The sequence below is a fragment of the Streptomyces sp. NPDC014861 genome (genome assembly GCF_043081625.1).
In the GTDB taxonomy this organism is placed as follows: Bacteria; Actinomycetota; Actinomycetes; order Streptomycetales; family Streptomycetaceae; genus Streptomyces.
This window is the reverse complement of record NZ_JBIBWV010000007.1, coordinates 19085-33043: the sequence shown is the minus strand read 5'-3', so window position 1 is coordinate 33043 and position 13959 is coordinate 19085. Positions and strand designations below refer to the sequence as shown.

Annotated in this window: 9 protein-coding genes; 4 read left to right on the top strand and 5 right to left on the bottom strand. The window is 73.5% G+C overall.

The annotated features are described in order from the left end of the window. Positions 1 to 2 precede the first annotated feature (2 nt). The 5 genes from ACF1BN_RS16505 to eccE form a co-directional block, all read right to left on the bottom strand. Positions 3 to 1862 (bottom strand): ABC transporter substrate-binding protein, encoded by a 1860-nt coding sequence (locus ACF1BN_RS16505; RefSeq protein WP_392332590.1) that lies wholly within the window; start codon positions 1860 to 1862, stop codon positions 3 to 5. A gap of 200 nt (positions 1863 to 2062) precedes the next feature. Continuing rightward, entirely contained in the window at positions 2063 to 5323 is a 3261-nt protein-coding gene (locus ACF1BN_RS16500) for an SCO5717 family growth-regulating ATPase (protein WP_392332328.1), read from the bottom strand. A 653-nt stretch (positions 5324 to 5976) separates the two neighbouring features. Beyond that, positions 5977 to 6210: a DUF397 domain-containing protein gene (locus ACF1BN_RS16495; RefSeq protein WP_376602106.1), complete on the bottom strand. Its 234-nt coding sequence runs from the start codon at positions 6208 to 6210 to the stop codon at positions 5977 to 5979. Positions 6211 to 6435: 225 nt separating this feature from the next. Then, on the bottom strand, positions 6436 to 7158 hold the full coding sequence (locus tag ACF1BN_RS16490) for a hypothetical protein (RefSeq protein ID WP_392332327.1): 723 nt from the start codon (positions 7156 to 7158) through the stop codon (positions 6436 to 6438). Then, positions 7155 to 8504 carry a type VII secretion protein EccE gene (eccE, locus tag ACF1BN_RS16485; RefSeq protein WP_392332326.1) on the bottom strand — a complete coding sequence of 450 codons (1350 nt, stop codon included), beginning with the start codon at positions 8502 to 8504 and terminating at the stop codon, positions 7155 to 7157. The genes ACF1BN_RS16490 and eccE overlap by 4 nt, the downstream gene beginning before the upstream one ends. A gap of 181 nt (positions 8505 to 8685) precedes the next feature. Between eccE and eccB the strand changes: the two genes are divergently transcribed. From eccB to ACF1BN_RS16465, 4 genes are all read left to right on the top strand, one after another. Then, positions 8686 to 10218, top strand: coding sequence for a type VII secretion protein EccB (eccB, locus tag ACF1BN_RS16480; protein WP_392332325.1), 1533 nt, complete (start codon positions 8686 to 8688; stop codon positions 10216 to 10218). After that, positions 10215 to 11459 carry a type VII secretion-associated serine protease mycosin gene (mycP, locus tag ACF1BN_RS16475; protein ID WP_392332324.1) on the top strand — a complete coding sequence of 415 codons (1245 nt, stop codon included), beginning with the start codon at positions 10215 to 10217 and terminating at the stop codon, positions 11457 to 11459. Before eccB ends, mycP begins: the two co-directional genes overlap by 4 nt. A gap of 219 nt (positions 11460 to 11678) precedes the next feature. Beyond that, entirely contained in the window at positions 11679 to 12128 is a 450-nt protein-coding gene (locus ACF1BN_RS16470; RefSeq protein WP_392332323.1) for a hypothetical protein, read from the top strand. Positions 12129 to 12134: 6 nt separating this feature from the next. Next, positions 12135 to 13946 (top strand): hypothetical protein, encoded by a 1812-nt coding sequence (locus tag ACF1BN_RS16465; protein WP_392332322.1) that lies wholly within the window; start codon positions 12135 to 12137, stop codon positions 13944 to 13946. Positions 13947 to 13959 lie beyond the last annotated feature (13 nt).

The following is a 13959-nucleotide window of genomic DNA, read 5'->3' as shown; positions in this document are numbered from 1 at the left end:
CGCTACTCGCGGTCGTCGGCGGTGGCGCGCCGGCGCGTCCGCAGGAGCAGGAGTCCGCCGGCGACGACGACCACGGCCGCCCCGATCCCGATCGCGATCCCGGTCGAGGAGGAGCCGGAGTCGCCCCCGGACCCGGACGCGGACCCGGCGGGCACGGCGGACCACCAGCTCCAGTAGCCGTCCTGTCCCCACAGGTTGCCGGCGGCCTCGGGCATGGTGGTGATCGAGGCGATCTGGTCGGTGCGGTACGCCTCCAGGGCGTTGGGGTAGGCCATGATGTTCATGTACCCCGTGTCGTACAGCCGGGACTGCATCCGCTTGACCAGGTCCGCCCGCTTGGCGGTGTCGTACTCCACCGCCTGCCGCGCGTAGAGGGTGTCGAACTCCTTGTCGCAGATGAAGTTGTCGGTGGCGCCGGTGTCCTTCGGGGTGGCCGGGAGGGTGCCGCAGGTGTGGATGGACAGGACGTAGTCCGGGTCGGGGTTGACCGACCAGCCGTCGAAGGCGAGGTCGTAGTCGCCCTTGACCCACGGGTCGGAGACGCTGTCCAGGCATTCGACGGTCAGCCCGATGCCGAGCGCGCCCCACCACTCCTGGAGGTACTTGCCGACCGCCTTGTCGTTGGGGTCGGTGGCGTGGCAGAGGATCCGGAAGGCGAGCGGCCTGCCGTCCTTGCCGAGCCGCTTGCCGTCGCCGTTCCTCCGGTACCCGGCGGCGTCGAGGGCCTTCGCCGCGGCGGCCGGGTCGTAGGACCGCTTCTGCGCGCCCTCCGGCTTCCAGTAGTACGAGCCGAAGCGGGGCGGGATGTACCCCTCGCCCTCGACGGCGTGCCCCTGGAAGACCTTGTCGACGAGGGTCGCCCGGTCGACGGAGAGGAAGAGTGCCCTGCGCACGGCCGGGTCGAGGAGCGCCGGGTGGCCGTTGCCGAAGGTCTTCCCGTCCTTCGCGCGGGCGCCCGGATTGGTGGCGAGCGCGTAGAAGCGCCGGCCGGGGGCGTCGTTGACCCTGACGTTCTTCTGCGTCTTCAGCGCCGCCGCCTGGGCGGGCGTCAGGTTCGGGACGAAGGAGACCTCGCCCTTCTGGAGTGCGGCGACGGCCGCGTCCCCGTCCTTGTAGTACTTGAAGACCAGTTCGTCGAACTTGGGTGCGCCCCGCCAGAACGTCTTGTTCGGCTTCAGCTTGATGTACTGGTCGACCTTGAAGTCGGTGATGACGAAGGGGCCGTTGCCGACGATCGGGAACTGCCGGTCGTTGTTGAACTTCGAGAAGTCGCCGACCTTCTCCCACACGTGCTTCGGCACGATCGGCACGTCCAGCGCGGTCATCGTTGCCTGCGGCTTCTTGAGCCGGATGACGAGGGTCTTCGCGTCGGGCGCGGTGACCTCGGCGAAGTTGGCGGTGAAGCTGCCGTTGGCGGTGGCCGCGTTCGGGTCGGTCATCATCTTGTTGAAGGTCCAGGCCGCGTCCTCGGCGGTGGCCGGCTTCCCGTCGGACCAGGTGGAGTCCTCGCGGATCGTGTACGTCCACGTCAGCTTGTCCGCCGATGCGGACCACTCGGTCGCGAAGGCGGGGACGGTCCTGGCGTCCTTCGCGTCGTAGTTGGTGAGGTACTCGTACGCCAGCCGGTGGATGCTGGTCGAGGTGAGCTTCTGGGCCAGGAACGGGCTCAGCGAGTCGATGCTCTGCGAGACGGCCACCGTGAGCGTCGTACCGCCGGACTTGTCGTCCTCGGCGGCGGCGGTGGTGGCGGGGAGGGCCGCGAGCGAGGCGGTGCCGAGGCCGGCGGCGAGCAGCAGGCGGGCGGTCCGCCGGGGCCGCCGGCCCCGGCGGGGGAGCGGACTGGAGGGAACCTTCGTGACCATGACCATGGGACGTGACCTCGCGTCGGGGGATCTGTCGTGGAGTCGTGGATCTTGGGCTGACGTCAAGTGAAGCGAAGATGTATCAGCGGTGGTCTGCCGTCGTCAACGATGACTCAAACCCCGTGTGGGCTGCGGGAACGCAAGGAGGCTCCGTACCGGTGAACCGGTACGGAGCCTCATTGGTCTACTCCTGTGACGCCCTACTGCTGAGGGGCTGGCGGCGCCTGCGGGGGCGTCTGCGGCGGGGCCTGCGGAGGCAGCGGAAGGCCGAACGGCTGACCCGCCGCCGGCGGCTGCCCGTACGGCTGCGCGGGCTGCCCCGGTTCACCTGGTTGACCGGAAGCCGCCGCCGTCGGATAGGGCTGCTGCCCGTACGGCTGTCCGGGATACCCGGCTTGACCCGGCATCGGCTCGCCGGGCTGAGGGGGATACGGCTGGCCGGGGTGGGGCTGGCCGCCCTGGTGGGGCTGGCCGGGGTGGGGCTGACCCGGGGCCGGCTCCGCGGAGGCCTGAGCCGGATAAGGCTGGTCGGGGCTCGGCTGCCCCGGGTACTGCTGACCCGGGTACGCCTGCCCCGGATACGGCTGCCCCGGGTGCGGCTGATCCGGCTGGGGGTACGGCTGAGGCGGGCCCTGAGGCGGATAGGCCCCGCCGGGCGCCGGCTGACCGGGGGCGGCGTACTGGCCGGGCATCGCCTGCCCGGCGTAGGGCTGACCCGGCGCGGGCGGAGCGCCGTACGGCTGGCCCGGCACGGGCTGGGCGCCGTACGGCTGGCCGGGGGCCGGCTGGCCCGGCGACGCGGGCTGGGCGTCGTACGGCTGGCCCGGCATCGGCTGACCGGGCGCGTACTGGCCCGGCATCGGCTGGCCCGGGGTGTGGTGCCCGGGCATCGGCGGCGCCATGTGCGGCGGCAGGCCGCCCTGGCCGTCGCCGGTCCACAGGCCCTGCGCCTGCTGCGCCCGCGCGAAGTCCTCGGCCACCATCGCCGAGAGGTCGAAGTACGCCTCCCGGGTCTTGGGCCGCATCATGTCGAGGTCGACCTCGGCGCCGGCCGCCAGGTGCTCGTCGAAGGGCACCACGATCACCCCGCGGCACCGCGTGCGGAAGTGCTGCACGATGTCCTCGACCTTGATCATCTTTCCGGTCTCGCGCACCCCGGAGATGACCGTGATCGAGCGCTGCACCAGATTCGCGTACCCGTGCGCCGACAGCCAGTCCAGCGTCGTCGAGGCGCTGGAGGCGCCGTCCACGGACGGCGTGGAGATGATGATCAGCTGGTCGGCGAGGTCCAGCACGCCGCGCATGGCGCTGTACAGCAGCCCCGTGCCGGAGTCGGTGAGGATGACCGGGTACTGCTTGCCGAGCACGTCGATGGCGCGCCGGTAGTCCTCGTCGTTGAAGGTCGTCGAGACGGCCGGGTCCACGTCGTTGGCGATGATCTCCAGGCCGGACGGCGCCTGCGAGGTGAACCGGCGGATGTCCATGTACGAGTTGAGGTACGGGATCGCCTGCACCAGGTCCCGGATGGTCGCGCCGGTCTCGCGCCGCACCCGGCGGCCGAGCGTGCCGGCGTCCGGGTTGGCGTCGATCGCCAGGATCTTGTCCTGCCGCTCGGTGGCCAGGGTCGCGCCTAGCGCGGTGGTGGTCGTCGTCTTGCCGACGCCGCCCTTGAGGGAGATGACCGCGATCCGGTAGCAGGAGAGGACGGGGGTGCGGATCAGCTCCAGCTTGCGCTGCCGCTCCTGCTCCTCCTTCTTGCCGCCCAGCTTGAACCGCGAGGCCGCGCCCGGGTTCCGGCTGGACTTCGCCTTCTGCTTGTTGTTGCGCAGCAGCCGGTCGGAGGAGAGCTCGACGGCCGCCGTGTAGCCGAGCGGGGCGCCCGGCACCGAACGCTCGCGCTGGTCGTGCGTGACCGACTGCGGCCAGGCCGCCCCGGTCCGCGGGTCGACGGCGCCCGGGTACCCGTACCCCTCCTGACCCTGCGGCGCCTCGCCGGGCCCGCCGGGGCCCTGCGGGTAGCCGTAGCCGCCCTGCGCCTGCGGCGGGAGTCCGTACCCGGCGGGCGCGCCGGGCGCCTGCTCGGCGGGCTGCTGGGACTGCGGTGGCTGGTGACCCGGGTGCGGGTAGCCGTATCCGGCCTGGGCGGCCGCGGGCGGCTGCGGGTAGCCGTATCCGGCGGGCGCGCCGGGCGCCGGCGCGGGGGCGGGGGCCTGCGGAGGCAGGCCGGGGGCGCCCGGGCCCTGCGGGTACCCGTATCCGCCCTGCGGCGGTACGGCCCCGGGGGCGGCGGCCACCGGCTGCCCGGGCCACTGCGGCGCGGGCTGCGGGGACTGCGGGGCCTGGGGGGCCTGCGGTGCGTCCGGGGAGGCGGGCGGGAAGTTCGGCGGCAGCGGCGGGAGCGCGCCGCCCGGGGCGGGTGCCGCGGGCGCTCCAGGTGCTCCGGGTGCTCCGGGTGCTCCGGGGAAGGCCGCCGGGGCGCCGGGCGCGGTGCCCGCGTCCGCCGGGGTGCCCTCGGCGGGCAGCGGGGCGGCGGCGGGCGGTGCGGTGGGGACGGCGTCGGCGGGGACGGCGTCCGAGGGCACCGCCGGGACCTCTGCCTCCGCGGCGACCTCGGCCTCGTGCTCGACGGCGGCGTCCTCGACGGCGTCGCGCGCGTCGTCCTCGTCGACAACGGCGGTGCCCTCAGCGGTCGCCTCGGCCGGTTCACCGGAGACGGTCGCGTCGGCGTCGGCCCCGGCGCCGGTCTCCGTGGTGTCGACGACCGGTTCTGTCACCGCCGCCTCCGCCACCTCCGGCGCCGGTGCGGTGGACTCCGTACGGGGGTCCGCGGTGGTCGTCCCGGCGGCCTCCGGCTCACCACCCGGCTCGTTCTCGGCGGGCACCGGGGGGAGGTCGGCGCGGGCCAGGCCCGCGGCCTCGGGGGAGCCCGGCGCGGGACCGTCCGCCGGCGCGGGGGCCGGCTGCCCGGCCGCGTCCGGGCGCAGCTGGGCGGGGTTGAAGCGCATGGTGGCGCCGCTCTCCACCTCGCCGCCGCCGAAGGGCGCGGCGGGAGCGGGAGCGGGGGCCGGGGCGGGAGCCGGTACTGGCGCGGGCGCGGGGGTCGGGTAGGCGGGCGGCGCGACAGGCGTGCCGGGAGCGCCGGCTCCGGGGCCGTAACCGCCGTACGGCCCGGGCGCGGGGGCCTGCTGGGCCGGGACCTGGCCCGGCGCGGGCTGCGGGGTGTGCGACCAGCCGGGCTGCTGGAAGCCGCTCGGCGGCACCCCGGGCACCGGGACCGGCGCACCCGTCGGCGGCGGGGGAGTGACACCGGCGCCCCCGGGACCGCCCTGCGCGCTCTGCGTGTACCAGGCCGGCGGGGTGTAGTCGATGGTGAACTCACCCGTCATCTCGGCGGGATCCGCGTCGGACTCGTCGGCGGGCACGTTCCAGCCCCCGCGGATGTCGTCGCGATCGCCGTTCACTTTGCCTCCTGGTGTGGTCGAGCACCCTTGTGCCGTCGTGCGTCGGGGCCACCGTTCACTGCCGATCGGGCCGGCTCTCTCCCCTCGGGCCCGGCGGACCCTCCGAGGGATCCTCCGCCGCGCCCCCACCCACCCTAAACGTCCGCAACGCCACCGCGGCAGGCCCGTCCTCTCCCCGCGTCCCTCCCCCGGGACGGGAGCGGGGCCCGGGTGACGCCGGAGCGGCGGAGCGTGAGGAAGCGCGCGGGGCGAAACCGTACAAGAAGGAGCAACACGGAGGAATCCCCGTGCCCTTGCTCACCTCCGCGCGGACGAGCCCGCCCGTGCGGGACGAGCCGCCTCCCGTACCGACGGACCTCTTCCCGTGCGGGGGAGTGCCTCTCCTGTGCGGGACGAGCCCCCTCCCGTGCGGACCGGTTCGCCTCTCGTCAGTACGGACTCCCTCCCGAAACGGACGGATCCCCCTCCCATGCGGAAGCGTCCCCCTCTCGTGCGGGAGGGTTGCCCGTCCGAAAGGGTTCACCGTCGTCCTACCCGCTCCGGCCGTGGCCCGAACGGGTGACACGACGGACCGGCGGTCACGCGTCCCCCTGCGGGCGCGTGACCGCCGGTTCCGGTCGCGGGCCCCGCCGCGTACGGGCGGGGCCGCTTCCTCAGTTCAGGTCGAACTCGCCGTCCCGCGCGCCGAGGACGAACGCCGTCCACTCCGCCTCCGTGTACCGCAGCACCGTGCCGTGGTCCAGCGAGGAGCGCATGGCGACCGCGCCGCCCGGCAGATGGGCGATCTCGACCCGCTCCTCGTCCGGGCTCGTGCCGGGGGCGCCGATCCACTCGACGCCCGAGATGTCGAGGGCGTACAACTCGTCCTTCTCCTGCGCGCTCCCCATGGGAGTTCCTTTCGCTCACGGCCTGTCGGCGGACCATGTGTCCCGTGGCGCCGGGCAGTTGGGCCCGCCCCGCGCCACCAGGAGAAATACTAGGGAAACCGGCCCCGCGCGGGGGCCGCTTCGGACGAGACGCCGTCCCGCCAAGGCCTCCGGCCCCGGTGCCGCCGCACGCCACGGTGCCGCCACCGGACCAGGCCCCCCCGGCGGGCCGGTGCCGTCCGGCCCTCAGTCCATCCGGCGGGCCGTGCCGAGGAGGCCGGACTCCGCGTCCGTGGCGTTGGTGATGACCCAGTGCCGGTCGCCGCCCGCGCACCACAGCGTCACCCCGTCCGCGAGCGTCGGCAGCGCGTCCACCTCGGTCTGCGACAGGCCCAGGATCCGGCCGGTCTGCTGGGCCTCCTGCGGCGAGACCCGCTGGATGCCGACGAGCGTCGCCGCGCGCATCAGGCGGGGGGCGACCGGGCTGAGGTACGGCAGCAGGGTCAGCACCGACTGCCACGGCGAGGAGACGACCCGCCCGCGCGGCGGCCGCATGCCGCAGTCCCGCACCACCACGGCCGGGCTGCCGACGGTCGCGCCCAGCGGCGGGACCCGGCCCACCTCGTGGAGGGTGATGCACTCCAGGCCCGCGCCGGCCGCCTGGGCGAGACCCACCCACGCGTGCGGACGGCCGGTCTCCACGACGACCCGGGACCCGGTCGCGGCGGCGCGCAGCGCCAGCACCTGCGCCGTCCACAGGCCGCCGATCAGCAGGACGTCGTACGGCGTCGAGCGGTGGAAGCCCACCAGCTGCGAACGCCCCTCGGAGTCCTCGCCGATGACCACCCCGTCGTCGCCCACCGGGAGCGACAGCGTGCCGAGTTCGGCCGTCGGGACGGTGTGCCCCGCGTGCCGCGGGCCGAGGAGGCCGCGCAGCCCCTTCACCGCGGCTCCACCGCGTCCCCTCATCGGGCACCTCCCAGAGGCATCGTCGCCAGTACGCCCGGCAGCTGCTCGCGGTCCAGGCGCAGCAGACCGACCTTCGCGGTGCGCGCCGCCTGCTCCAGCGTCCGGCGCACCCGCACCAGTTCGTTGTCGGAGCCGCCGGTGACCCGGAGGTGACCGCCGACCTCCATCGCGCCCTGCCGCGTCCCGCGCCGGACGGTGAGACTGAACGTCGTGGCGTACGCGGGCACCGACGTCAGCAGCGAGACCAGCCGCGGCAGCGGCGCCGCGCCCCGGCCGAGCTCGGGCCAGCGCCCGATCGCGTACGTGGTGTGCCAGCGGTCGTCGCACCGCCAGACGCGGGAGGTCTCGGCCGTCCGCCGCTGCGGCGCGGCACCGGCCCGGCCCGCCCGCGCCGCGGCGTGCGGGCTCGTGCAGGCCGCCGTGGCGATGGCCGAGTTGACCTCCTCCTGGTCCAGGACGACCGCCTGGAAACCGGCGCCGGTGATCCGGCTCGCCAGATGGTCCGCGATCCGCACCAGACAGCGCTGCGCGCCCTCCAGGCCGCCGCCCCGCGCCGCGACCGCCTCCCGGCAGCGCTCGGGATCCAGCTTCACCGCCACCCAGGTCAGCCGCAGGGCGGGCGCCCCGGTCCGCTCCTGGAGCGGGGTGTACGAGAGCCGGGCCACCGACTGCTGGGGGAGGTGCGGAGCCGGAGCCGGGCGCACCTGCTGCACCAGCTGCACCGACTCCACCACGATGTCGTCGACCTCCAGCGCGTCACCCAGGAGGGTCATCGGGAAGGCCCGGGCGCCGAAGACCGGCCGCAGCGCCGAACCGCTCGCCTCGACCCGCAGCACGGCGGTCAGGAAGGAGCCGTCGCCGAGCATGCCGACGGTGCGGTGGTTCCGGTCGACGTACGGCTGCGCGCCGAAGCCCCGCACGCTCTCGGTCACCGGGGCGAGGGACGGGTCCGCGTCGGGCGCGGAGGGCGCGGTGTCCCGCCGGCGGGAGCGCAGCGCGAGCGCGGTGCCCATCCAGTCCTGCACGGCCTGGCCGCGGCGGCGTATCACCGCGAGGAGCAGGAGGACGCCGGCGGCGACGCAGGTCGGGACCAGCCAGAGGCCGCCCATCACGAAGCCGACGGCCACCAGGGCCAGCGCCGACTCGACCAGCACCAGCTGACGGAGCTGCACCGGACCGATCCTGCCGGTGCGCGAGAGCGGCCGGAGCGTCGTCGTCGCGGGGACGGCCCGCGCGCCGCCCGCGGCCGGTGCCCCGGCGCGTTCGTTGCTGCGTTGCCGTCGGGAAGATTGAGGCGCTCGGCCGCTGGTCCGCCGCCCGTCGCGCGCACGCGTCGCCGTACCCATCGCCGCGTTGCCCCCTCGTGTCCGTAATAGCCGAATTCCCCTGGGCGTTGACCGGGCGATCACCCTACCTGAGCGGTGAGACACGGGTGCCGCCAGGCATAGTAGGGGGCGGCGGGACGGCTGACGGACTCGCCGAGTGTGGCAACCTGGTCGGCCGGCGGGGAGAGGGACGACACATCAGATGGCATCACGACGGGACGAACTGAACGCCTACACCTTCGCGAAGCGGAGATTGGTCGCGCAGTTCGTGCAGCCGAACTCGACGGGTTCCGAGGAGGGCGCGCCGCGCCCGCTGCGCGCGGTGGTGCCGGGCGCCATCGTCGGCGTGGTGGTCCTCGCGGTCTTCGGGGCCTGGGGCATGTTCAAACCCGTCGCCCCCAAGGACTGGGACAAGCCCGGCCAGAACGTGATCATCGCCGACAAGTCGACCACCCGGTACGTGGTCCTCAAGACCGGCGAGAAGGTCCAGCTCCACCCCGTCCTCAACATGTCGTCGGCGAAGCTCCTGCTCGATCCCGACAAGGACAAGATCATCACCGTCGCGGAGTCCGTGCTCGACAGCGGCAAGATCCCGCACGGTGCCACCCTCGGCATCCCGTACGCCCCCGACCGCCTCCCGGTCGAGACGGAGGCCGGCACCGCCAAGCGCTGGGCCGTCTGCGAGCGACCCGGCGAGGGAGGCCGCGCGATCCAGAAGGCCGCCTTCGTCCTCGCCGCCCGCGAGGAGGCGAAGACCGACGGCCCCGAGCGCCTGACCGGCGGCCGGCTCCTCTACGTCGAGGGCCCGGCCCCGGACCGCACCCGCTACCTGGTCGACGCCGAGGGGACCGCGTACCCCGTCGAGAAGGACGAGCTGCTGCTGCGTCAGCTCGTCGGACAGAACCGCGTCGCCCAGCGCGTCTCGGAGGCGTGGCTGAACACCCTCCACAAGGGCGACACCATCTCCTTCCCCCGCGTCCCCGGCGAGCCGGGCACCCCTTCCGTCGCCGACGGCCTGTTGCCGTCGGTCGCCAAGGTCGGCATGGTCATCTCCGCGACCGACGGCACCCGGCGGCAGATGTACGTGGTGCTCCAGGACCGGGTCGCCCCCGTCTCGGACTTCACCGCCAAACTGCTCCTCAACAGCCGTCAGCTCGTCTCCCTCGGCCAGGCCGGCCGGCCCAGCGCGCAGAGCGGCGGCGCCTTCCTGTCACCGGGCGACACCTTCAACGGCGACAAGAAGTGGCCGACGGCCGCGCCCGTGCCCGTCAACGAGGCCGGCACCGACAAGGGCAGCCGCAACACCGTCTGCAACGTGCTCCGCGCGGTCGACGCCGACAAGGGCACCACCACCCTGAGCACCTGGGCGGGCACGGACTTCCCCGCCACCCTGCCGACCGGCTCCAGCAGCGCGTACGTCACCCCCGGCTCCGGCCAGCTCTTCCGCCAGTTCAAGGGGGCCACGACCTCCAGCGGCTTCCTCTTCCTCGTCACCGACACCGGCCTGCGCTACGCGATGCAGTCCAACGGCGACTCCGCCACCGACGACTCCGGCATCGGCTCCTCCGGCTCGGAGGAGGAGAAGCAGGCCCGGCAGGCCGAGGCGCAGCAGGCGCAGAACCGCCTCGGCTACAAGAACATCGAGCCGCTGCCCATCCCCGCCGAGTGGTCCACCTTCCTCCCCACCGGCCCCCGCCTCTCCACCGGCGGCGCCCGCCAGCCCCAGGGCTCATGAGGACGCCCACGCGCCGCGCGGCGCGCCCTCCGCTCGTCCTGGCCGCGACGGCGCTCTGCGCCCTCGGTCTCCCGCTCTCCACGGCGGCGGCCGACGACGGCGGCCAGTGCACCTTCCCCAACAAGAAGTACGAGGGCCGGCCCTGGTCCCTCCAGCGGGTCCAACTCGACGAACTCTGGGCGCAGTCCACCGGCAGGAACGTCCGCGTCGCCGTCATCGACACCGGCGTCGACGTCAGGAACCCGCAGCTGGCCAAGGCCGTCGACGCCAAGGCCGGGATCAACCTGATCCCGAAGAGCGCCAAGGACGCCAACGGCTACAAGATCAAGCGCGGCAAGGAGAACGGCACCACCGACACCGTCGGCCACGGCACCAAGGTCGCCGGCATCATCGCCGCCCGCCCGGCCGGGGGCACCGGCTTCGTCGGCCTGGCCCCGGACGCCACGATCATCCCCATCCAGCAGAACGACGCCGACGGCAACGGCACCACGACGACGCTGGCGGCGGCGATCCGCCACGCGATCGCCAAGAAGGCCCACGTCATCAACATCTCCCAGGACACGGCGAACGCGGTCAAGCCGACCCCCCTCCTGGAACAGGCCGTCCAGGCCGCCCTGGACCAGGAGATCGTCGTCGTCGCCTCGGCCGGCAACGACGGCCTGGGCGGCAACGTCAAAGCCACCTACCCGGCCTCGTACAAGGGCGTCCTCGCCGTCGCCGCCTCCGACCGCAACAACGAACGCGCCCCGTTCTCCCAGTCCGGCGACTTCGTCGGCGTCGCGGCGCCCGGCGTCGACATGATCTCCACGGTCCCCGCCGGCGGCCACTGCGCCGACAACGGCACCAGCTTCTCGGCCCCGTACGTCGCCGGACTCGCCGCCCTCGTCAAGAGCAAGCACATGGACTGGACGCAGGAGCAGGTCGTCGCACAGATCCAGCAGACCGCCGAACGCTCCGTCGCCGGCCACGACCGCCTGGTCGGCTGGGGCGTGGCCGACCCGGTCAGGGCCCTCACCGAGGACGAGAAGCCCATCGAGAAGCCCGTCGCCCACGAGGGCGTCACCCGGGCCGAGGCCCCGACCCCGGCCGCCCTCCACCTCGGCGAGACCCCCGAGCAGCGAGCCGCCCGCCTCGGCACCTACGTGGTCGTCAGCGGAGGCGTCCTGGTCGCGGCGATCGCCGGCACGGCGGTGGCGCTGCGGGACCACCGGAGACGGCGGGCCGCGGTGGCGGGCCGGTGATCATTGCAGACGCACACGCTGATAGCGTCGATCATGACAAACGAACTGTAGAAGTCTCGTGACGAACAAGAGACTTGGGCCTGTCAGTCGCAATCACTAGAGTGGTACGCGCGTGATCGGTGGATGGCGAGTCGCCACGATCGCAATGCAGGACAGCAGGAGCAAACGGGGAGGATTGGCTCGTGTTCGAGGTAACGGGTGACGGGGGCGGGGGCGACGGTGGCGAGTAACCTGGAGCTCGGCGTCGGCGAGCTGAAGAAGTTCCGTGACAAGGTCGACGGGGTCATCTCGGACCTGGAGGCGAGCGCGGGCGGAGCCTCGAGCCTGGGGCAGAACCGCGTGACGCGGGCCTCGCTCGGCACCGGCATGGCCTTCGCCGAGGCGGACGGCTTCTTCACGGAGTACGAGCGGGTCCACTCCTCGCTCGTCGCCCTCTCGAAGTCCCTCAGCGGGCAGATCGAACTCCTCCAGATCGGCGTCCACGCCGCCGACGTCGGCTACGGCAACGTGGAGGACGACCAGCGCCGCCGCTTCCACGAGATCCGCTCCCGCCTCAGCGAGGAGCGCGCCGAGGCCATCCAGGCCGAGGAGCAGAAGCGGAGCAAGGACCCGGCGCAGCCGGCCGACCGGCGCGGCGACACCGGCAAGGCGACGGAAGGGATCGGGTGACGAACGATGAGTGAAGAGAAGACCACCCCCAACCCGAGCACGCCCCCTACCTCCGACCTGACGCCGCAGGAGCAGGCGCAGGCGAAGGATACGGAGCAGATCAACGCCCAGCACCAGGCGACGGACTTCCTGGAGAAGCTGGACGACATCAAGCTGCCCTTCCCCTTCGGCGGCGACTTCCGCCTGAGGCCCAAGGGGAGCGTCTACGGCGAGACGTCCTTCGAGGGCGCCCGGCTCAACGACATGCTCGACCTCCTCGAAAGCTCCAACCCCTCCGACCTGGAGCAGGCCGGCGAGGCCCTGGAGAACGCCACGAAGTCCCTCAACGCGGCCGCCAAGGAGCTCAACAGCTTCGTCGCCGGTGTCGAGTGGAAGGGCGAGGCCGCCGTCGAGTTCCAGCGGTACGGCTCCGAGGTCGTGACCTACGCCTGGGACATCGGCAAGGTCGCCAACGCGGTCGGCTCCCAGATGAAGGTCGCCAGCACCGGCCTGACCTCGGTGCGCAACGCCCGGCCGCCGCGTGACAACCGCCTCGTCCAGAAGAAGCCCGCGGACTTCACCGAGGTCGAGAAGGTCGAGAAGAACGACGACTACCAGAAGGCCGTCCAGGCGGAGAAGAACCGCCAGGAGGCCATCAACCAGATGAACCGTCTGGCGTCGTTCTACGCGGTCTCGCAGAGCACGCTGCAGGGACAGCAGATGCCTAAGCCGCCGGAGGCTTACAAGGCGGGGGTGCCGATGCCGACCGGTCGTGTCGGCGGCGCGGAGGAAGGCGGGGTCTCCGGTTCCGGTTCCTCTCGCGACGGTCTTTCGAGGGAGTCGTCCGGGCGCATCAGCTCTGTCGAGGACCGCACCACTCAGGTCGTGCCCCGCACCGGCGACCAGCTCGACGGCTCCGACCCGATCCGCGAGCAGCCCACGGACGACACGAAGGTCCAGATCGACACGGTCCGGACCCCTCCGCCGCCCACGCAACTGCCCAACGGCCCGATCACCCCGACGGCGCCCACCAACACCCCGCTCCCGACCGGGCCCGGGATGCCTCCGCCGCTGACGCTCGGCACTCAGCCGCGCGCCGGTGGGCCCAAGATCACCGGAAACCCGGCCGTGCCGCGTACCGCAACCGGCCGGACCGGCACCGGCCGCCCGGTCGGACCGACGACCCAGCCGGCCGTCGGCCGCGCCGGAGGCCCGAAGGGCCCGCAGGCGCTGGGCCGGACGGGCAGCCCCACGAGCTCACCCATGGTGGGCCGTCCGGGCGGTCCGACCGGTTCCCCGGCGGTGGGTCGCCCCGGCGGCCCCACGGGTTCCCCGGCGGCGGGCCGCAACACCGGTCCGATGGGTCGCGCTGGCGGTCCGCCGTCCACCGGGCAGTCCGCTCAGGCGGGGCGCGCCACGCCGCAGACGGGCCGTCCCGGCCAGCCCGCCACCGGTCGTACGGCGGGCGGAAGGACCAACCCCATCATGGGCGGTACTCCGCAGCGCGCCACCGGCGGGAGCACCGGGTCGCGGATCCCGAGGGGCACCGTCGTCGGCAGCGAGGGCGCTGCCGCGGGACGCACGGCGGGGGCACGCCCCAGCCAGTCCGGCGTGGTCGGAGCCAACAACGCCAAGGCGACGCCGCGTCCGGCCGGACGGGGCACCCCCAGCACCAACGGAGTGGTCGGAACCCCCCGTGGCATGGGCGGCCGTGGCACTCAGCGCCCGGGCCGTGAGGAGCAGGAGCGTGAGGGCTCCTCACGTCCCGACTACCTGACGGAAGACGAAGAGACCTGGAACAACCGTCGGCGCGGCGCCGTGCCGCCGGTGATCGACTAACCACGCGGAAGGC